This is a genomic window from Pseudomonas sp. V88_4 (assembly GCF_029967985.1).
Classification (GTDB): Bacteria; Pseudomonadota; Gammaproteobacteria; order Pseudomonadales; family Pseudomonadaceae; genus Aquipseudomonas; species Aquipseudomonas glycinae.
This window is the reverse complement of the sequence record NZ_JASCAF010000002.1, coordinates 321,762-343,038: the sequence shown is the minus strand read 5'-3', so window position 1 is coordinate 343,038 and position 21,277 is coordinate 321,762. Positions and strand designations below refer to the sequence as shown.

The 21,277-nt window shown below is 58.3% G+C and carries 15 protein-coding genes; 14 read left to right on the top strand and 1 reads right to left on the bottom strand.

Annotation, left to right across the window (positions count from 1 at the left end):
- The first annotated feature begins 100 nt into the window (after positions 1–100).
- The 13 genes from QLG12_RS04205 to QLG12_RS04145 all read left to right on the top strand — a co-directional run bounded on the left by QLG12_RS04205 (position 101) and on the right by QLG12_RS04145 (position 17,272).
- Positions 101–466, top strand: a complete 366-nt coding sequence (locus QLG12_RS04205; protein WP_085654080.1) for a response regulator — start codon at positions 101–103, stop codon at positions 464–466.
- Between the two features lie 205 nt (positions 467–671).
- Entirely contained in the window at positions 672–4,538 is a 3,867-nt protein-coding gene (locus QLG12_RS04200; RefSeq protein WP_282473977.1) for a hypothetical protein, read from the top strand.
- 82 nt (positions 4,539–4,620) lie between these two features.
- A complete protein-coding gene (locus QLG12_RS04195; RefSeq protein ID WP_282473976.1) occupies positions 4,621–5,928 on the top strand; it encodes a glycosyltransferase in 1,308 nt (435 codons plus the stop codon).
- A gap of 133 nt (positions 5,929–6,061) precedes the next feature.
- The gene (locus QLG12_RS04190) at positions 6,062–6,901 is read left to right on the top strand and encodes a phospholipase (RefSeq protein ID WP_282473975.1); all 840 of its coding nucleotides are present in this window, start codon (positions 6,062–6,064) and stop codon (positions 6,899–6,901) included.
- Positions 6,902–6,976: 75 nt separating this feature from the next.
- Entirely contained in the window at positions 6,977–7,882 is a 906-nt protein-coding gene (locus QLG12_RS04185) for an AraC family transcriptional regulator (protein ID WP_011334055.1), read from the top strand.
- 226 nt (positions 7,883–8,108) lie between these two features.
- Positions 8,109–9,419 (top strand): sugar ABC transporter substrate-binding protein, encoded by a 1,311-nt coding sequence (locus QLG12_RS04180; protein WP_197868156.1) that lies wholly within the window; start codon positions 8,109–8,111, stop codon positions 9,417–9,419.
- Positions 9,420–9,572: 153 nt separating this feature from the next.
- Positions 9,573–10,499 carry a sugar ABC transporter permease gene (locus tag QLG12_RS04175; protein ID WP_039768250.1) on the top strand — a complete coding sequence of 309 codons (927 nt, stop codon included), beginning with the start codon at positions 9,573–9,575 and terminating at the stop codon, positions 10,497–10,499.
- Between the two features lie 8 nt (positions 10,500–10,507).
- On the top strand, positions 10,508–11,338 hold the full coding sequence (locus tag QLG12_RS04170) for a carbohydrate ABC transporter permease (RefSeq protein ID WP_007957423.1): 831 nt from the start codon (positions 10,508–10,510) through the stop codon (positions 11,336–11,338).
- A 23-nt stretch (positions 11,339–11,361) separates the two neighbouring features.
- Positions 11,362–12,465, top strand: a complete 1,104-nt coding sequence (gene ugpC / locus QLG12_RS04165; protein ID WP_197868157.1) for a sn-glycerol-3-phosphate ABC transporter ATP-binding protein UgpC — start codon at positions 11,362–11,364, stop codon at positions 12,463–12,465.
- 16 nt (positions 12,466–12,481) lie between these two features.
- Entirely contained in the window at positions 12,482–13,954 is a 1,473-nt protein-coding gene (locus tag QLG12_RS04160) for a mannitol dehydrogenase family protein (RefSeq protein ID WP_282473974.1), read from the top strand.
- Between the two features lie 204 nt (positions 13,955–14,158).
- Positions 14,159–15,655 (top strand): xylulokinase, encoded by a 1,497-nt coding sequence (gene xylB / locus QLG12_RS04155; RefSeq protein ID WP_282473973.1) that lies wholly within the window; start codon positions 14,159–14,161, stop codon positions 15,653–15,655.
- A 13-nt stretch (positions 15,656–15,668) separates the two neighbouring features.
- Positions 15,669–16,607, top strand: coding sequence for a carbohydrate kinase (locus QLG12_RS04150; protein ID WP_282473972.1), 939 nt, complete (start codon positions 15,669–15,671; stop codon positions 16,605–16,607).
- A 44-nt stretch (positions 16,608–16,651) separates the two neighbouring features.
- Positions 16,652–17,272, top strand: coding sequence for a hypothetical protein (locus tag QLG12_RS04145; RefSeq protein ID WP_282473971.1), 621 nt, complete (start codon positions 16,652–16,654; stop codon positions 17,270–17,272).
- A 144-nt stretch (positions 17,273–17,416) separates the two neighbouring features.
- Here the strand turns inward: QLG12_RS04145 and QLG12_RS04140 are convergent, their stop codons facing one another.
- Complete coding sequence (locus QLG12_RS04140; RefSeq protein ID WP_282473970.1) at positions 17,417–18,718, bottom strand: OprD family porin; 1,302 nt, start codon at positions 18,716–18,718, stop codon at positions 17,417–17,419.
- 363 nt (positions 18,719–19,081) lie between these two features.
- Between QLG12_RS04140 and QLG12_RS04135 the strand changes: the two genes are divergently transcribed.
- Entirely contained in the window at positions 19,082–21,277 is a 2,196-nt protein-coding gene (locus QLG12_RS04135) for a type VI secretion system tip protein VgrG (protein WP_282473969.1), read from the top strand.

The window sequence follows — 21,277 nt, the reverse complement described above, 5'->3', positions numbered from 1 at the left end:
GTATCCATTCGGGAACTTGTGGCCATGCGCCACTTACTCATGCAAGAGCCCGGCATTTTTGATCGACCGGCGCCCCACCCCATTCTTGAGAGCCGCCATTATGTCCATTACCACGCCCACCATTCTTGTAGTAGAAGACGACTCCATCGTGCGCATGCTGATCGTCGACGTGCTGGAGGAATTGGAGTTCGGGGTTCTGGAGGCCGATGGCAGCGAACAGGCGCTGGAAATCCTCAAGGATTTGAATCAGCACATCGACCTGATGATGACCGACGTCGGCTTGCCGATCATGGATGGCCGTCAACTGGCTACCGAAGCCCGCACACTGCGCCCGACTCTGCCCATCCTGTTCGCCAGCGGTTACGCAGAGACGATTGAAGCGCCTGCGGACATGCACGTGATCGGCAAACCGTTTTCAATCGATCAGTTACGAGACAAAGTCAAAGCCGTACTTGAGTGTTCCTGAAAGTTTCAACTTCCATTCCCGAACTATTCAAAGGGCGGATCCTGGATCTGCCCTGACCAACTTTGAAACCAACTACAACTGTTCATCAGCCGCAGAACAAAACTATTCTGCGACTGTTCCGTAGTTGTGTTTTATACGCACCACCAACTTTTACATAACTGCCGAGGACAACTAATTCAGAATATAAGCCAAGGATAAATTGCTTATGCAACTTGCACAGGGCACAAGCCTGCTGGATATAGACGACGCTACATTCGACTTCGGGAATGTTGCCTCGCGTCGAAAGCTCGATCAAACAGAAAAATCCAGCATTGCTTCAAGCCTCTCTACCCTTGCAGGAAAACGCCCGGACATTGAACTCATCGATTTGCGCGACACCACAGTGCCCCGTTTGTCCGGCACGACGTTTGATAATGCTCTGGAATTTGCCCGCGTCGCTTTGTCAAAGATGCTCGAAACCGAGGACTTTGCTTTCCTTGCGCAGAAACATTCTCTGCCTGATGACACTGTTGTCTGTATTGATGAGCAGGCCAGGCTCAGGGTCCTGATCAAGGATGGATGGGTTGATATCACCAACGACTCCGCCATTAGCACCGACTTGCTCAATGACATCCTGATGTTGGGGGACTGCGCGGAAAAAACCGGCGGCTGTGTTTTTTCCGGGGAGTTCTTTGCAGTCGAACAGTGGCTTCGCTTTCATGAATACACCCTGCCCGGCAATGTTGAACAAGTGCGTAATCTGGTCGAGTTTCTTCAGTTCGAAATTCCGCAAAGCCCGGATACAGCCGACTTTTATCAATTGCTGGGGGAACCCGTCGACTCGCCTTTTCACCTGTCGGCAGAGGCACGCAAAACCATCACGCTGGTCACTGACGAGCTCACGCAAGGTCAGTCCAGTCTGTTGAAGTTCATTGCCACGGAAGATCTGCGCCAGGTGCCTGAAGTTGGTCGGCGCGAACGCGCGGCCGACTACCTGGAACGCTTTCTCGATTCGCCGAAAGCCAGAATGCTGGGTGAAGTTCTGCATCAGCGGCTGCAATGGCACCTGGAACAGGCTGACCGGGAAGTGGCGAAACGACAAATCAAATGTCTGGCAGCCACCGCGTTGATTCTGGATCTGAAAGTCGATGTCGAACGGCACGCGAAAACAATCGCCGGGTTTGCTCTGTATCAACCGGACAATGCTTTGAGGACCCCTTCGCAGGTGGTACAGGCATTTGAAAAACAACTGATCGTCGAAACGCAGCTGGAGCCTGAACTGGGGCCTTTGGCCGCACACCTGTTGCTGGCAGGCGCGGCACCCCAGTTCCTCGTTCAGCAAATGCCCGTCGAATTGACGATCGGCAAGCCTGGCTGGGTCATTCTGTCCCAGGCGGTCGCACTGATTGAGCTCGCCGCGCCCGGCGCTTCGCGTCTGATGACCTACGCCCGGGTGAAGGCATTTTCTGAACTGGCGCCCGTCAGTACCGCTCAACGTGCGATGCACGAACTGGCAACCATCACGCCGGTTATCCAGTGGGCAATGCTCAACGGTGTCTTGCCTGCGACGACCGACAATGAATATGACGTAGATGCCTTCATCATCGCCGCCAACCGTTTCAGCGAATATGCCGAAGCATTGAATGAAGTCGAGACAGGTATTTCAGTTGTTCCGCCTGAACGACGGGAGTTGGCACTGCAAGCGCTGAAACGCGTTTTGCCGGCGGGCGATTATCTTGAACAACGAGTATTCAAAGCCAGGTTCGACCCGTCATTGGGTGAGCGCAACATTCTGGAGTGGTTACTGCTTTATCATCCTGTCAGCCTGAGTAATGCAAACGGCGAACATTCAAAAATAGAGAGACTCCGTGTTTCCATTCTCGACCTCTATCTGTCAGGTGATCTGGTCGTTGACGGCAAGTTGACGGACAAGTTCATAACCACCGAAACATTCAATCCCCCCGCTAACGCCTTCTCACGGTTCGGCGAACTGGAACCCATCGACTCGCTGTTCGACGAGGTTTTTGAGCAATACCATCAAACTTTGCAGAAGAGCCTCCAGTCCATCATCAAAATGGCAGTGTCAAACTTGCCCAAACGTGACAGGACAATGCTGGCCAATGGTTTCATCACGTTATATACCGTTCGAAAGTCGGTAAACACGCTCAATCCATTTGAAGAAACCCAACGCCATCGCAATGCTGCCAAGGGGCGTTACGGCATTATTCTGGGCTGCCAAAACGGTAAGGCATTCCATTGTTATGAACTGTTCTCTCTCAGGGGACTTTGTCGCGAGCGCCCGGAGCTGGCCGACATGTTGCGTTCCACCGGGGTTGTGTATGAAGAGCCTTCACTGTCCTACAAAGGCGCGGACACGGACTTTCAGCCCAAAAAACCCGAGCGCCAATGGCCTCTTGACCTCGACGCCTATCTCAATGGCAGCGAGCCGAAACACGGTGTGAAGTCTGGCGCGGTCGTGGAAAAGCTTTGGCATTTCACCCTGACGTCCGAGGAAGTGCATCCGGTTCCGCTTTTCTTTTCCGCAGCCTTCCAATCCTTGGCGCAAGGGATTCTGGGCAATCACCCGGTGGCCACTCGTGACGAACTGTATTCATCGTTGTACGCAAAGACCGAACTGCAGCAAATACGCGCCGAAAATGATCAGGTGAATGAAGCCATCATCAATGTGATCGTGCCTTTCAAGAAATGTGTCGAGGACCTGCGATCCGGTGACGCGTCTCAAGTAACCGAGGGCATCGGCGGCTGCATTCTCGACGGTCTGGCGTTACTGGGACTGGTTGTCGGTTTCGGTGCAACGATTGTCGGCATCGCCGGCAAGACCACCTCGACGACCGCCAAGGCTCTGAGCATTGCCAAGGCAGGGGCGCATTTTTCGGTGTCCATTTTCAACCCGCTGGACGGGTTGCCGACGTTGGCTGTGCAAGGTGGGCGCCTGGCCAAAAAGGGCGTGCTGCTTCTGAGCAAATACGGGCTGAACACTCTGGAAACCGCCACCGGCCAGTTGCGCAAACTGACTGGAAGCGCGCAATCCTACGATCTGGTCAAGGCTGCGCAGAAATCAGACCTGTTTCAAGGTACCTGGAAGGCTGCGAACAATCCGGGGGATGCGGTCAGTCTGTTGGCACTTCAGCGAAACAATGACTGGTATGCACTGAATCACAGGGTTGGCGGTGCCTGGGGACCCAAGTTGAGAAACCTTAAAGTCTCGCCCTTGGCGCCGCTTCGCCGACTCTTCGGTCGCTCGAAACCCTTCAGCTATACCCGCGCCTATGTGAAAAGAGCCCTGCCGACAGCCAAATCCAAACTCGATAATGCTGTTCTGATGCTCCTGGAGAACGACAACGCTGACATGCGCGCGGTTCTCAAGCACGTCTTTGGCAATGATTCCGATGAAGTACTCAGGCATGTGAAAGCCAACTTGCACAACATGCGCAACGATCTGGATTACGTCACGCTTGCCAACATGTCGTTCAAAAAAGGCTCGGAAGCCAACGCTGCGTTGCGGCCGCCGGTTTACAGGCGCTGGAAGGCCAGCGTCCTCGACGGCTCGTACTTGAAAAACCCTCCGGAGCGATTTCTGGTGATCTACCCCGACGGACTGGACGACTATTACCGTATAGCCAAATACGACGATGGCCGGATTGGAGATGTGTTGGTTCATGAAATGGCTCACGGCGCGCCGGACACCCTGGACTTGTATTACGGGCAATTGAAACAGGCCGGCGCCGGGCCTGCCGATATGGACGTGGCAGGATTGCTGGATTTCGCCAAGGATGCTCACAAGGCGCACCCTAAAAACCTTTCCAATCCGCATTTCCGGGCCACTCATGATGAGGGCTTCGAGTTGTTGGGGCTTATTGAAAATAAGCTGCCGTCGCTCGTTAAAAAGCATCCGGCATTGCTCAACGCCGATTCCTACTCACTGGCGGTATCAATGCTCGATCAGGCACGGACACACCGGGAAACGTTCTTGCTCAATCTCGCTCGCATTCAGAACGGCTTGAAAAACACCAACAGGCTTGGCTTCATCGACGGCTCGGTGCGACTCAAGCTGAGCAAGGCACCGACCTGATAAAAAGCGGATTGGCAGGCGCGCGCATTGTGTTCTAATTCGCGCGCCTTTTTTTGTCCCTTTGTCCCAGGAATCGTTACTCATGAGTCAGCCCGCAACCAAAGTCCTCGTCATTGGTTACGTCTGGCCGGAACCTCGCTCCTCCGCCGCCAGCGGGCATGTGATGCAGATTCTCGAGACGTTCCTGCGACAAGGCTGGCAAGTTACCTTTGCCAGCCCGGCCGGTACCGGTGAGCACCGTGCCGATCTGACTGCGCTGGGCATTCACGAAGTACCGATCGAACTGAACAACAGCAGTTTCGATGTGTTTATCAGTGAACTGGCCCCGGACATCGTGTTGTTCGACCAGTTCATGATCGAAGAACAGTTCGGATGGCGAGTGGAAAAACACTGCCCCGATGCCTTGCGCGTTCTGGAAACGTCGGACCTGCAGAGCCTGCGGCATGCTCGACACCAGCGCTTGAAAGATCGACTGAAGCTCAGCGACGACGCCAACGACTTCCAGGGATTGTTTGCCCCGGCGCTCGCCGAAGAGTTCGAACTGATGGCCGAAACCGATCTGGCCAAGCGCGAGATCGCCGCGCTTTATCGTTGCGATCTGAACCTGATGATCTCGCCAGTGGAAATCGAGTTGCTGGTACAACAGTTCAAGCTGCCACCGGAGTTGTTGCACTGGTGTCCGTTGATGGTCGAACCACTCGGCACACCGTCAAAACCCTTCGAGGAGCGCGCGCACTTCCTCAGTATCGGCAATTTCCGTCACGCCCCGAACTGGGACGCCGTTCTGTGGCTGAAGACGACAGTCTGGCCGCTGATTCGCGAGCAACTGCCCAAGGCACAATTACATGTCTACGGCGCGTATACGCCGCCCAAGGCAACAGCGCTGCACAATGCGTCCCAGGGGTTTCACATCATGAACTGGGCGGAGGATGCATTGCAGGTCATGTCCGATGCCCGGATTTGCCTGGCCCCCCTGCGTTTCGGCGCTGGCATCAAGGGCAAGCTGATCGATGCCATGCTCTGCGGAACGCCCAGCGTGACGACGCCGATCGGTGCTGAGGGTATGCACACGGATCATCTCTGGCCAGGAGCCGTGACGCAGTCGGCGCGCGCGTTCGCCGATGCAGCGGTTCAGTTGTACAAGGACGAGGGGCTGTGGCAAACCGCTCAAACTCAAGGCAGCACACTATTGCGTGATCGCTATCAACAAGCGATTCACGGTCCTGCCCTTATTGAGAAAATCAAATACTGCCGTAAACATCTCGCGCAACTCCGAAAAAACAACTTCACTGGCAGCATGTTGCGTCATCACGCACACAAAAGCACTCAGTACATGGCGCAGTGGATCGAAGCAAAAAACCGGAACAACCGAGATGACGGAAAACTATAAAATCAATCACCAACAACTTGCATCAATCCACCAATAGCCATTGAAAAAGTTAAACGCTATAAACATCCTGCAAGTGCCATTCAAACAAAAACTTGAATTGCCAACGACTCTTTAAATCACGCAGGATGCATAAATGAGCAACAATAACTGGATGGGCGCAACGCCCGCCATTGATACACTGACAATCGCTGAACTGACATTGCCCGGCACCCACAACGCAGGCAGTGACTGGCGCGCCGACTATCCGCTCTACCCGTCTCGCCATTGGCTGGTATGTCAGCACGATACCTTTTACGCCCAACTGCACCATGGTTCCAGAGCGCTGGATATTCGCCTGAGCTACGAAGCCAGTGCCGAAGGTCCAAAAAAATTCATTCTTCACCATAATGGTTTTCGAAACTCTCGGACTTTAGGGCAGCTGATCAACGACGTAGAACTTTTTCTGCAAAAAAACCCTGACGAATTCATTGTTCTTGATTTTCACAAACTTGATGGCAAAGACTTCGACCACGACTACTTCAATAAAATAATGAGCAGTTTTCTCGGGCATCGACTTATCCCACGCTGGAACGCGGCTCTGAGCCTGCGAGAGCTGAAGCGCGCCAGCCCGCAACAGCGAGTGTTTGCCGCCGGTCCAGGCATAGAACTTGATCACACGATATTCCACGAGTATGTAAGCCATAAGTGGTCAGGCACCGATACGACTTCGCCTGACGAGCTGAGGACGTTCATCGGCAGTGTCATGCAGAATCCACCGGGCTCCTGGCGTCCCTGGTCGTTGTCCGCCACTAGTTATTCGTACCTGGGCGGTCCCGTCGACATCCATGACCAGTTGAACGAATGGTTCGATCTGGACAACAGTGACTGGGCATTGAAGTGCAATATCATCAATGTCGACTTCATCGAAGAGTCGGACCTGGTAGAGATTTGCCGGATTGCCAACCTGATGAAAGTCCGGGAAAGGGCGCTCTGAGCGGTAATGGAAACTGGCGCAACCGACGAGGAACGAGGCATGATCATCGGGCGATAACAATAAAAGCGCTCTGCCATGACCCGAACAGCCCGCGTGACCGACCCCTCTTATGAGCTGATGGATGACCACAACGGGTTGTCCATCATCTATCGCCAGCACGGTTTCCCCTGCCCGCTGGTGCGCTGGCATTTTCACAAGGAGTACGAGCTGCACCTGATCGTCGCCAGTTCGGGCAAGGTGTTCATCGGCGACTACATCGGCAACTTCTATCCTCAGACCCTGTTCCTGACCGGCCCGAATCTGCCGCATAACTGGATCAGCCAGGTGGCCGAGGATGAAGTGGTCGAGAAGCGCGACATGCTGGTCAACTTCACCGATGAACTGTTCGAAAGCGGCCATCAGGTATTTGCCGAACTCAAGACCCTGGCGCCGCTGCTCGAGCGTGCGCAATACGGCATCGAATTCCGCTCGCCGCAGACAATTCGTCAGGCCATGACCCTGATGCAACGCATCGCCGATTCAACCGGCATCACCCGTCTCGGGCACTTTTTCATCCTGATGGAATTGCTGGCGGCATGCGACGACTACCAACTGCTGTCCGGCGCAACCACCCCGCAACTGGCCGACGAGCACAACATCGACCGCACCAACCGCGCGGTGGATTACATCTTCGCCCACTACGCCCGCGAGCTCCCCCTTGAAGAAGTCGCCGAGCACCTGGGCATGAAACCCACCTATTTCAGCCGCGTGTTCAAGCAGGCCACCGGGCGCAACTTCATCGAATTCGTCAATCGCCTGCGCATCAGCAAATCCTGCGAGTTACTGGCCGATGGCGACAAACCGGTGACCGAGGTGTGCTTCGAGTCGGGCTTCAATAATATTTCCAATTTCAATCGGCGCTTTCAGCAGCTCAAAGGCATGACGCCTTCGCATTACCGGCGGCTGGTGGTGCAGCGCCTGACCGAGCAAAACCACGGCTGAGCAGGACAATCTGTACGGTTTCGCGCCCCTCGCCCTGCTGAAACGCCCTTCCCTGCGTTTATCGCGCCAATCCAGAGTGCAAAAAAGTATCGATTCGAGTGCTAGGGATGATTTGTCAGCCCTGCGTCAGAAGGCTGTAATCAGTGCACATTCTTCCCCCGCCGGAAGAACACAAAAACAATAACTGTCCTTCTGCCCCCCGCCGGGTGCAGAAAAGGAGTGCACGATGCAACCCACTGCAAAAGCTCTGCTGGCCCTCACCTGCATGACCCTCAGCAGCGTCAGCCTTGGCGCCCAGACCCTGACCATCGCCACCGTCAACAACAGCGACATGATCCGCATGCAAAAGCTCTCGAAAACCTTCGAGACCGAGCATCCGGACATCAAGCTCAATTGGGTGGTGCTGGAGGAAAACGTCCTGCGTCAACGCCTGACCACCGATATCGCCACTCAGGGCGGTCAGTTCGACGTGTTGACCATCGGCATGTACGAAGCCGCACTCTGGGGGGCCAAGGGTTGGCTGGAGCCGATGAAGGATCTGCCGGCCAGCTACGCCCTCGACGATGTGTTTCCGTCGGTGCGCGAAGGCCTTTCAGTCAAGGGTTCGCTGTACGCCCTGCCGTTTTACGCCGAAAGCTCGATCACCTATTACCGCACCGACCTGTTCAAGGATGCCGGCCTGACCATGCCGGAGCGCCCGACCTGGGAACAGATCGCCGGCTTCGCCGAAAAACTCACCCACAAGGACAAGGAGCAGTACGGCATCTGCCTGCGCGGCAAGGCCGGCTGGGGCGAGAACATGGCGCTGATCACCACCGTGGCCAACGCTTACGGCGCGCGCTGGTTCGATGAGCAGTGGAAACCCGAATTCAGCGGTCCGGAATGGAAAAACGCGCTGAACTTCTACGTCGACACCATGAAGAAATCCGGCCCGCCGGGTGCCTCCAGCAATGGTTTCAACGAAAACCTTGCCCTGTTCAACAGCGGCAAATGCGCGATCTGGGTCGATGCCAGCGTCGCCGGCTCGTTCGTCACCGACAAGACCCAAAGCAAGGTCGCCGATCACGTCGGCTTCACCTACGCGCCACATCAGGTCACCGACAAAGGCTCGGCCTGGTTGTACTCGTGGGCGCTGGCGATTCCGACCAGCTCCAAGGCCAAGGACGCCGCTAAAGAGTTCAGCGCCTGGGCCACTTCCAAGGAATATGGCGAACTGGTCGCCAAAACTGACGGCATCGCCAACGTACCGCCGGGCACTCGCGCCTCGACCTACAGCGACGCTTACATGAGCGCCGCACCGTTTGCCAAAGTCACGCTGGAATCACTGAAAGCGGCCGACCCGAGCAAACCGACCCTCAAACCCGTGCCGTACATCGGCATTCAACTGGTAACCATTCCCGAGTTTCAGGGGATCGGCACACAGGTCGGCAAGCTGTTCTCCGCCGCACTGATCGGCCAGACCACGGTCGACCAGGCGCTGACCGCCGCCCAGCAAACCACCGAACGCGAGATGAAGCGCGCGGGTTATCCGAAGTAATCCTGCGAAAGCCTCTCCTGCCTTCTGTGGGAGCGGGCTTGCTCGCGAAAGCGGTGTATCAGTGAAACATTTTTGTCTGACACGACGCCTTCGCGAGCAAGCCCGCTCCCACAGGGGATCTCCATAGGTCTGTATGACTCGGTTGTGATCACCATGAATACTTCAACTGCCAAAGCCCACATCGACCTGTCGCAGCCCCGGCGCAAAAGCCGCGTGGCCAATCCCGGCTGGTTTCTGGTCAGCCCTTCGGTGGCCCTGTTGCTGCTGTGGATGATCGTGCCGCTGGGCATGACCGTCTATTTCTCGATGATCCGCTACAACCTGCTCGACCCGGGCACCAACGAATTCGTCGGGCTGGAAAACTTCACCTACTTCCTGACCGACTCCGGCTTCATGCCCGGCGCCACCAACACCTTGCTGCTGGTGGGCAGCGTGCTGCTGATCAGCGTGGTGTTCGGCGTATTGATCAGTGCGCTGCTGGAGGCCAGCGAGTTCTTCGGTCGCGGCATCGTGCGGGTGATGCTGATTTCGCCATTCTTCATCATGCCCACGGTCGGTGCGCTGATCTGGAAGAACCTGATTTTTCATCCGGTGTCCGGGATCCTCGCCTACATCTGGAAGCTGTTCGGCGCGCAGCCGGTGGACTGGCTCGCTCACTACCCGCTGCTGTCGATCATCATCATCGTCTCGTGGCAATGGCTGCCCTTCGCGATCCTGATCCTGATGACCGCCATGCAGTCCCTCGACCAGGAACAGAAAGAAGCCGCCCGCCTCGACGGCGCCGGCCCGATCGCGATTTTCTGGCACCTGACCCTGCCGCATCTGGCACGCCCGATTGCGGTGGTGGTGATGATTGAAACCATCTTCCTGTTGTCGGTGTTCGCGGAAATTTTCACCACCACCAACGGCGGCCCCGGCTACGCGTCGACCAACCTCGCCTACCTGATCTACAACCAGGCGCTGGTGCAGTTCGACGTCGGCATGGCCTCGGCCGGCGGCCTGATCGCCGTGGTCATCGCCAATATCGCCGCGATCATTCTGGTGCGGATGATCGGCAAAAACCTGACTGACAAAGCCTGAGGCCTGCCATGACTCTTCAACAATCCCGCCGGCTGCAAAGCCTGCTGCTCGGCACGCTGGCCTGGGCCATCGCGATCATCATTTTCTTCCCGATCTTCTGGATGGTGCTGACCAGTTTCAAGACCGAAATCGACGCTTTCGCCACGCCGCCGCAGTTCATCTTCACGCCGACGCTGGAGAACTACCTGCACATCAATGAGCGCAGCGACTACTTCAGTTTCGCCTGGAACTCGGTAGTGATTTCCTTCAGTGCCACCGCCCTGTGCCTGCTGATCGCGGTGCCGGCAGCCTACTCGATGGCGTTCTACGAAACCCAGCGCACCAAAGGCACGTTGCTGTGGATGCTCTCCACCAAAATGCTGCCTCCGGTGGGCGTGCTGATGCCGATCTACCTGCTGGCCAAGAGTTTCGGCCTGCTCGACACGCGCATTGCGCTGATCGTGATCTACACGCTGATCAACCTGCCGATCGTGGTCTGGATGGTTTACACCTACTTCAAGGACATCCCCAAGGACATCCTCGAAGCCGCCCGCCTCGACGGCGCCACCCTCGCCCAGGAAATGCTCCGCGTGCTGCTGCCGATCGCCAAGGGCGGCCTGGCTTCGACCGTACTGCTGTCGCTGATCCTGTGCTGGAACGAGGCGTTCTGGTCGCTGAACCTGACCTCGTCCAAAGCCGCGCCACTGACCGCGCTGATCGCTTCCTACTCAAGCCCCGAAGGATTGTTCTGGGCCAAGTTGTCGGCCGTCTCGACCCTGGCCTGCGCGCCAATCCTGATCTTCGGCTGGATCAGCCAAAAACAACTGGTGCGCGGCCTGTCGTTCGGCGCCGTGAAATAAGAATTCGCATGAGGAGCGCCACCATGGCCAACCTGAAAATCAAGAATCTGCAAAAAGGCTTCGAAGGTTTTTCCATCATCAAGGGCATCGACCTTGAAGTGAACGACAAGGAATTCGTGGTGTTCGTCGGCCCGTCGGGCTGCGGCAAATCCACCCTGCTGCGCCTGATCGCCGGCCTTGAAGAGGTCAGCGGCGGCACCATCGAACTGGACGGACGCGACATCACCGAAGTCAGTCCGGCCAAGCGTGATCTGGCAATGGTGTTCCAGACCTACGCGCTGTACCCGCACATGACCGTGAAGAAAAACATGTCGTTCGCCCTCGACCTGGCCGGCGTGCCGAAGGCTGAAGTCGAGAAGAAAGTCGGTGAAGCGGCGCGCATTCTCGAACTCGGGCCGATGCTGGAACGCAAGCCAAAACAGTTGTCCGGCGGCCAGCGTCAGCGCGTGGCTATCGGCCGGGCGATCGTGCGCAACCCGAAAATCTTCCTGTTCGACGAGCCGCTGTCCAACCTCGATGCCGCGCTGCGCGTACAGATGCGCCTTGAGCTGCTGCGCCTGCACAAAGACTTGAAAGCGACAATGATCTACGTGACCCACGATCAGGTCGAAGCCATGACCATGGCCGACAAGGTGGTGGTGCTCAATGGCGGCAAGATCGAGCAGGTCGGCTCGCCGCTGGAGCTGTATCACAACCCCGCCAACCTGTTCGTCGCCGGTTTCCTCGGCACGCCGAAAATGGGCTTCCTCAAAGGCAAGATCGCGCGTATCGACAGCGCGAGTTGCGAAGTCTCGCTGGATGCCGGCACCCGCATCACTCTGCCGTTCAACGCGGCGAATCTGAGCGTCGGCAGCGCCGTGACCCTGGGCATTCGCCCGGAACATCTGGAACTGGCGCAAGCGGGCGACTGCACGCTGCAAGTCACCGCCGACGTCAGCGAACGGCTGGGCAGCGACACCTTCTGCCACGTCAAGACCAACGCCGGCGAAGCCCTGACCATGCGCGTGCGTGGTGATCTGGCGAGCCGCTACGGCGAACAACTGAACCTGCACCTGGACGCCTCCCACTGCCATCTGTTCGATGCCAACGGCGTGGCGCTGACCCGCCCGCTGCGCGCGGCCGCCTGATTTCGAGACTGACCCGATGAAACTGAACCAGCAAAACCTCAACCGCCTGGCCGCCGAAGTGAAACTGCCGGCCTACAGCCTGGACGAAACCCGCCAGGGCATCGCCCATATCGGCGTCGGCGGCTTCCACCGCGCGCATCAGGCGTATTACACCGATGCGCTGATGAACACCGGCGAAGCGCTGGACTGGGCGATTTGCGGCGTCGGCCTGCGCGCCGAAGACCGCCGCGCCCGGGACGACCTCAAGGAGCAGGACTACCTGTTCACCCTGTTCGAACTGGGTGACAGCGACGACACCGAAGTCCGGGTCATCGGCGCGATCCGCGACATGCTGCTGGCCGAAGACAGCGCCCAGGTGCTGATCGACAAACTCGCCGATCCGCAGATCCGCATCGTCTCGCTGACCATCACCGAGGGCGGTTATTGCATCGACGACAGCAACGGCGAATTCATGGCGCACCTGCCGCAGATTCAGCACGACCTGACGAACCCGCAACAGCCGAAAACCGTGTTCGGTTTCCTCTGCGCGGCACTGTCCCGACGCCGTGCGGCGGGCATTCCGGCGTTCACGGTGATGTCGTGCGATAACCTGCCACACAACGGCGCGGTCACCCGCAAGGCACTGCTGTCCTTTACTGCTTTGCTGGATCCGGACCTCCACGACTGGATCGACACCAACGTCAGTTTCCCCAACGCCATGGTCGATCGCATCACGCCGATGACCAGCACCGCGCATCGCCTGCAACTGGCGGACAAACACGCCGTCGACGACGCCTGGCCTGTTGTGTGCGAACCCTTCGTGCAATGGGTGCTGGAGGACAAGTTCGTCAACGGCCGCCCGGCCTGGGAAAAGGTCGGTGTGCAGTTCACCGACGACGTTTCACCCTACGAAGAGATGAAGATCAAACTGCTCAACGGCAGCCATCTGGCGCTGACTTATCTGGGCTTTTTGAAGGGTTACCGCTTCGTTCACGAAACCATGAACGACCCGCTGTTCGTGCGCTATATGCGCGCCTATATGGACCTGGACGTAACCCCGCAACTGGCGCCGGTGCCGGGGATCGACCTGACCGAGTACAAGAACACGCTGGTGGCGCGGTTTTCCAATCAGGCGATTGCCGATCAGCTGGAGCGGGTTTGCTCGGATGGGTCGTCGAAGTTTCCCAAGTTCACCATTCCGACGATCAATCGGTTGATTGCCGATGGGCGCGAGACCAAACGCGCGGCCTTGGTGGTGGCGGCTTGGGCACTTTACTTGAAGGGCGTGGACGAGAATGGCGACACTTACTCGATTCCGGATCCTCGGGCGGCATTCTGTCAGGGGTTGGTGGCGGAGGATGCTTTGATCACTGAGCGGTTGTTGGGGGTTGAAGAAATCTTCGGTACGGTGATACCGCGTTCGCCAGAGTTTGTTGCGGCGTTTGAGTGGTGTCTGGACAACTTGCGAGAAGAAGGTGTGACGCGAACTCTCGAGCGTATTCTGGCCTGAAAAGCCCCTCACCCCAGCCCTCTCCCAGAGGGAGAGGGAGCCGACCGAGGTGTTTATTCGAGCTACGCCGACCTGAAAGTCCGGAGTAGAACTCAGGATTTGATGCCGATACAAATCTGCTCCCTTTCCCCCCTCTCCCCTCTGGGGAGAGGGCTGGGGTGAGGGGTGGCCCTTGATCTTCACCGCGAATCAACAGGTTCACTCATGAACAACCAACAACTCTTCCTCGGCATCGACTGCGGCACCCAAGGCACCAAAGCGATCATCCTCGACGCTGTCAGCGGTCAGGTTCTCGGCCAGGGCGCCGCCGCCCACACGATGATCAGCGGCGCCAACGGCCGTCGAGAACAGGACACCGCGCAATGGCTGGAGGCTTTCGCCCTCGCCACCCGTCGCGCTTTATTGGCGGCAAATGTCGACGGCCAGTCGATCCTCGGCATCGGCGTCTCCGGCCAGCAACACGGCCTGGTACTGCTTGACGACCAAGGCCAGGTCCTGCGCCCGGCCAAGCTCTGGTGCGACACCGAGACCACACCAGAGAACGATCAACTGCTCGCTCATCTGGGCGGTGAGCAAGGCTCGCTGGAACGCCTCGGCGTGGTCATCGCGCCGGGCTACACCGTGTCCAAACTGTTATGGACCAAGGAACAGCATCCGGATGTGTTCTCCCGCATCGCGCGAGTTCTACTGCCCCACGACTACCTGAATTTCTGGCTCACCGGCCGTGCATGCAGCGAATACGGCGATGCATCCGGCACCGGCTATTTCAACGTGCGCACCCGCCAATGGGATTTGCAGTTGCTGCGTGACATCGATGCCAGCGGTCGTTTGCAATCCGCGCTGCCAGAGCTGATCGACGCCCATCAAGCAGTCGGCACGATCCTGCCCGCAATCGCCGAACAGCTGGGCATCAACCCGAACGCGGTGGTGTCCAGCGGTGGCGGCGACAACATGATGGGCGCCATCGGCACCGGCAATATTCAGCCGGGCGCGATCACCATGAGCCTCGGTTCTTCCGGCACGGTGTACGCCTACGCTGAGGCACCGAAAGTCAGCCCGGACGCATCGGTGGCGACCTTCTGTTCGTCGAGCGGCGGCTGGCTGCCGTTGATCTGCACCATGAACCTGACCAACGCCACCGGCGCGATCCGCGAACTGTTCAACCTCGATCTCGATGCTTTCAATGCCTTGGTGGCTCAGGCCCCGATTGGCGCCGAAGGTGTCAGCATGCTGCCGTTCCTCAACGGCGAGCGCGTGCCGCCCCTGCCCCACGCCACCGGCAGCCTGCACGACCTGACGATCGATAACCTGACCCAGGCCAATCTGTGCCGCGCCGCCGTCGAAGGCACCACCTTTGGCCTGCGTTATGGACTGGATCTGTTGCGCCAGAATGGTTTACAAAGCCGCAGCATTTGCCTGATCGGCGGCGGCTCGAAAAGCGCGGTGTGGCGGCAGATCGTTGCCGACATCATGAACACCCCGGTGATCTGCACCGAGCAGAGCGAAGCCGCCGCCCTCGGCGCGGCGATTCAGGCGGCGTGGTGCAAGTCGTGGTCGAACGGCCACGAAGACACCCTGGCGGACCTGTGCCAGCGCTGCGTGAAGCTCGACCTGAACAGTGAAACCCTGCCGGTTGCCGCCAACGTCGCGGCCTTCCAGCAGGCCTATGAACGCTATCGACTGCATGTCGCAACCTTATAAAGAGCAAACAACTATGTACCTGGTGTGTGGCGAAGCGCTGTTCGATTTCTTCAGCGAAGACGATGCCGGCGGGCAGGCGTCGAAAGTCAATTTCAAGGCGATTGCCGGTGGCTCGCCGTTCAACGTGGCCGTGGGTTTGCGCAGGCTGGGTGTGGATTCGGCGCTGTTCGGCGGGTTGTCCACCGACTACCTGGGCCGGCGCTTGCAGCAAGTGCTGCAGGATGAAGGCGTACGCCCGGATTACCTGGTGGATTTCGCCGCACCGACCACCCTGGCGATGGTCGCGGTGGGCGCCAACGGCTCGCCGCACTACAGCTTCCGTGGCGAAGGTTGCGCCGACCGCCAATTGAGTCTGGCGCACCTGCCAACGTTGGGGCCTGAAGTGCGCGGCCTGCACTTCGGTTCCTTCTCGCTGGTGGTGCAACCGATTGCCGATACCTTGCTCGCATTGGTACAACGTGAAAGCGGCAAACGCCTGATCAGCCTCGACCCGAACGTGCGCCTCAACCCGGAGCCGAACATCGACCTGTGGCGCGAGCGAATCGCTACGCTGGTGCCGTTGGCGGACTTGATCAAAGTCAGCGACGAAGATCTGAGCCTGCTGTATCCCGAGCAGGATCCGGCGCGCGTCATCGAAGGCTGGTTGCAGCATCGCTGCCAGGTGGTGTTCCTGACCCGTGGCGGTGAAGGCGCGACGGTGTTCAGCCGCGCTCACGGCTCATGGTCAGTGCCGGCAAGCTCGGTAAAGGTTGCCGATACCGTCGGCGCCGGCGATACCTTCCAGGCCGCGCTGATCACCTGGCTGACCGAGCATGAGCTGGATTCGGTGGAAGACGTGCAGCACCTGAGCCGCGAACAGATCGACGGCATGCTCAGGTTTGCCGTACAGGCCGCCGCCCTTACATGCAGCAAAACAGGTCCGGATTTGCCTTATCGCCACCAGTTGACCTGACCGCGTAGACTGGCGCCCTTTTTTGCACGACGGGATGACGGCTTTTGAATGCGCGGCGCACGGTTGGACTGTTGGTATTGGCGGCACTGCTGACCGGTTGCGGAACATCGCCACCGCGTTCGCCGGAAAACCTCTGCGAGATTTTCCGCGAAAAAAGTGATTGGTACGATGCGGCGCAAGTCACGCAAAAGCGCTGGGGCGTACCGATCCAGGTGCCGTTCGCGATCATGTATCAGGAGTCCGGCTACCGCTACGACGCCAAGACGCCGCGCAAATACCTGTTGTGGGTGATCCCGTGGGGCCGGGTTTCGACAGCCTCCGGCTATGCGCAGGCCAAGGATGAAGTCTGGTCCGATTACCAGAAAAGCACCGGCCGATACGGCGCCGATCGCGAAGACTTCGACGACGCTATCGACTTCGTCGGCTGGTACATGGACAAGACCACCTCGATCAACGGCGTGTACAAATACGACGCCTACAACCAGTACCTCAACTACCACGAAGGCTGGGGCGGCTTTCGCCAGAAGACTTACGCCAGCAAGGCGTGGCTGATGCCGGTGGCGCGCAAGGTGCAGAACCGTTCGGACATGTACGGCCAGCAATACGCGGCGTGCAAGGACGATTTGAATCGCGGGTTCTGGAGCCGGTTCTGGCATTGGCTCTGACCTTCGTTGCCCTTCAGGACGCCATCGCGAGCAAGCTCGCTCCCACAGGTTTCCCGGGTGCTCACTAAATTGTGGTCACCCTAAATTCCTGTGGGAGCGGGCTTGCCCGCGAAGACGTCAGCTCAGACACCGCCGACCCATGGGTTACAACACCGAAAAGTTGTAACTCACAATCAACCGGGTCTCATCCACGTCCCGGGCAAACTTCTCGTAGTTCGTCCGGTACGTCGCATTACGCAACCGCAGGCTGACGTCCTTGAACGTGCCGGTCTGAATCACGTACTTCAACTCGCTGTCACGCTCCCACTCTTTGCCTTCCTGATTGCTGCCCGGGACCTTGATGTGATCGCCGTTCACGTAGCGGGTCAGGAAACTCAGGCCGTTGATGCCGATCGCCTTGAAGTCATAGTCGTAACGCAGTTGCCATGAACGTTCCTGCGCGGCCGCGAAGTCGTTGACCTGCACGTAGTTCACCAGATACGGGTTGCTGCCATCCAGATACGGCATCGAATTGTCACCGTTCATGCGCTGCCAACCGGCGCTGAAGGTGTGACCGCTGATGCCGTAGGACAGCATGCCGCTCAACGCGCGGTTGTCGATGGAACCGGCTTTCGCATCACCGCTGTCGGCGCTCTTCAGCAAGCGCAGATCGGCTTTCAACACGCCGTCACCCAACGGCTGGTTGGCCAACAGGCCCACGAAGTGCTGGCGATAGATGTCTTCCAGCTCGGCGTAGTGATACTGCGCGGTCAGGCGATCGTTGATCTTGTAGTCGAAGCCGTACATGTCGAAATGATCGGCGGTGGTGTTGCAGGCATAACGTTTGTTCTTGCAGTGCACGCGGATGTCTTGCGAATCGGTCGAATCCCGGGCGGTGTACTTGTCCAGCCGCGCGGCCATGAAGGTCAGGTCCTTCACCTCTTTGGAGGTCAGCATCGCACCGTTGAACATCGTCGGCAGCAGACGGCCGTCGTTGTATTTCAGCAGCGGCAGATCCGGCAGCAGCGCGCCGTATTTCAGCACCGTATCCGAGACTTTGACCTTGGCGGTCAGGCCCATTTTTGCGTACTGACCTTTCGAACCGCGCGGGTTGTCGCCACTGGACGGCAACAGACCGCTGTTGCTGCGATCCGGGCTGGAATCGAGCTGGAAACCCGCCATCCCCAGCGCATCGATCCCGAAACCGACGGTGCCTTCGGTGTAGCCCGATTGCAGATTGAGAATGAAACCCTGCGCCGACTCTTCGCGCTTGGACGCGCCCTGATCACTGGAGGTGTGCCCGTCACGGAAATCGCGGTTGAAGTACACCGTGCGCGACTCGATCTTCGCCGTGGTGTCTTCAAAAAAACCGCTGGCCTGGACCTGCGCGGTAAAACCGGCGCACAGCACAAAGGCTCCGAAGCCAAGCGACTGGCGCGGGGTGGTGAGGGGAAATGGGGGACGCATTGAAAACTCCAACAGAACAACGATTGCGCAGAGGCGCAAACAACCAGAAAACAGCTCCCATCCCGGATCGATAAAGAACCGGGAGGCAGTGAACACGCGGGGGTGAAGGGCAATGATGGCAGATGGCTTTGACGTGCCACAGACGACTTTAGTCTGAAACTGACTGGTTGTTCCTGGACGCTGCATTCGGCGTCCGCGGCAGATTGGTCCGTCCGCAAGTGCCTGTTTTACTGGGCCAAACCGTGGGTCTAAGGGTTTTCCCTATGGGCTCGGAGCACCGCCTCTACGGCATTTGCGCCTTGAACGAGGCGGTTTAATCCTGCACCATCCGCCCACGCTAATCCAAAGGACGGAAATCAAGGCATGCTGGACGCCAACGCTACCCACATTACCCTCACGCTCGAAGGCGCTTCCGCCGACCTGCAAGTCCTCAGTTTCACCGGTCGCGAAGCCCTCAACGAACCGTTCCGTTTCGACATCGAACTGGTCAGCGCCCGTCCCGACCTCAATCTTGAAGAACTCCTGCACAAGCCTGGCTGCCTGACCTTCGGCGCCACTGGCGAGGGCACGATTCATGGTCTGGTGTATCGCATCGAGCAAGGCGATTCCGGCAAGACCCTGACCCGCTACAGCCTGAGCCTGGTGCCGCAACTGGCCTACCTGCGGCACAACCATGACCAGCAGATTTTCCAGCAGCTGACGGTGCCGAAGATCATTGCCCAGGTGCTGGAAGATCGCGGGATCCTGGCCGACGCCTATAGCTTCCAGCTCGGCGCCGAGTATCCGGAGCGTGAGTACTGCGTGCAGTACGACGAATCCGACCTGCATTTCATCCAGCGCCTGTGCGAAGAGGAAGGCATTCACTTCCACTTCCAGCACAGCAGCAGCGGCCACAAACTGGTGTTCGGCGACGACCAGACCGTGTTCCGCAAACTGAAACCGGTCAACTACCAGCAAGACTCCGGCATGACCGCCGACAAACCGGTGATCAAGCGCTTCAACCTGCGCCTGGAAACCCGTACCAGCCGCGTCAGCCGCCGCGATTACGATTTCGAGAAACCAAAGATCCTGCCCGAAAGCGCGGTCAAATCCGCGTTCATGCCGGACCTGGAAGACTACGACTACCCCGGCCGCTTCACCACACGCGAGCGCGGCAAATTCCTCTCGACCCGCGCGCTGGAGCGCCATCGCAGCGACTACAAACTCGCCGAAGGCAAAGGTGACGAACCGACCCTGACCAGCGGCCACTTCATGACCCTGGCCGAACACCCGCGCGTCGAATGGAACGATCTGTGGCTGTTGCTGGAAGTCTTCCACGAAGGCAAACAGCCGCAAGTGCTGGGAGAAAACGTCACCAGCGACGTCACCGACAACAAAAGCGATTTCCACCAGGGCTACCGCAACAGCTTCGTGGCCACCCCGTGGGACGCCCACTACCGCCCTGCCCTCGAACACCCGAAACCGAAAGTCCTCGGCAGCCAGACCGCCATCGTCACCGGCCCCGCTGGCGAAGAAATTCACTGCGACCAGTACGGCCGCGTGAAAGTGCAATTCCACTGGGACCGAGAAGGCCAGGCCGATGACAAGACCACCTGCTGGCTGCGCGTCGCCAGCGGCTGGGCCGGCGCAGCCTACGGCGGCATCGCCATCCCACGGATCGGCATGGAAGTGCTGGTGACCTTCCTCGAAGGCGACCCCGACCAGCCATTGGTGACCGGCTGCCTGTACCACAAGGAAAACGTCGTTCCCTACGACCTCCCGGCGAACAAGACCCGCAGCACCTTCAAGACCCTGAGTTCACCGGGCGGCAAGGGCTACAACGAATTCCGCATCGAAGACAAGAAAGGCGCGGAACAGATCTACATCCACGCCCAGCGCGACTGGGACGAGAACATTGAGCACGACCAGAAGATCCGCGTTGGCAATGAACGGCATGACACGGTCGAAGCCAATGTTTTAAGTGAATTCAAGGTTGAAGAGCACCGCATCACTCATCTGGATCGCAAGAGTGAAATGCGCGCCAACGATCACCTGACTGTCGGCGTGACCCAACATGTGAAGGTCGGCACCGGTCAGTTCGTGGAAGCGGGCACGGAGATTCACTACCACGCCGGCGACAAGGTCGTGATCGAGGGTGGGATGGAACTGACGGCGAAGGCTGGCGGTAGTTTCGTCAAGGTCGATGCGGGTGGTGTGACCATCAGTGGTGCGGAAGTGAAGGCCAACACCGGCGGTGCGCCGGGGGTAGGTACTGGGATCAATATCTTGGCCCCCGTCATTCCCATTGCTGCCGCCATCGGAAGTGTTGGGCAGCTTTTAGAGCGAAAAATCGTTCCAGAGAAAACCGAACACGACCTGGACTTCCTTGTAACCAGCCAAGAGACAGGGTTACCACTGAAGAACTTCCCCTACGTGATTAAGACCTCCTCCGGCAAAAGCATTGTCGGTCGAACGAACGATGAGGGAAGAACAGCAAAAATCTCTAGCACGGAAGCGGAAACGGCCGTCATTGAAGTCTATGACGATATTCCGCCTATTAACCCTGGATGGGACGATTGA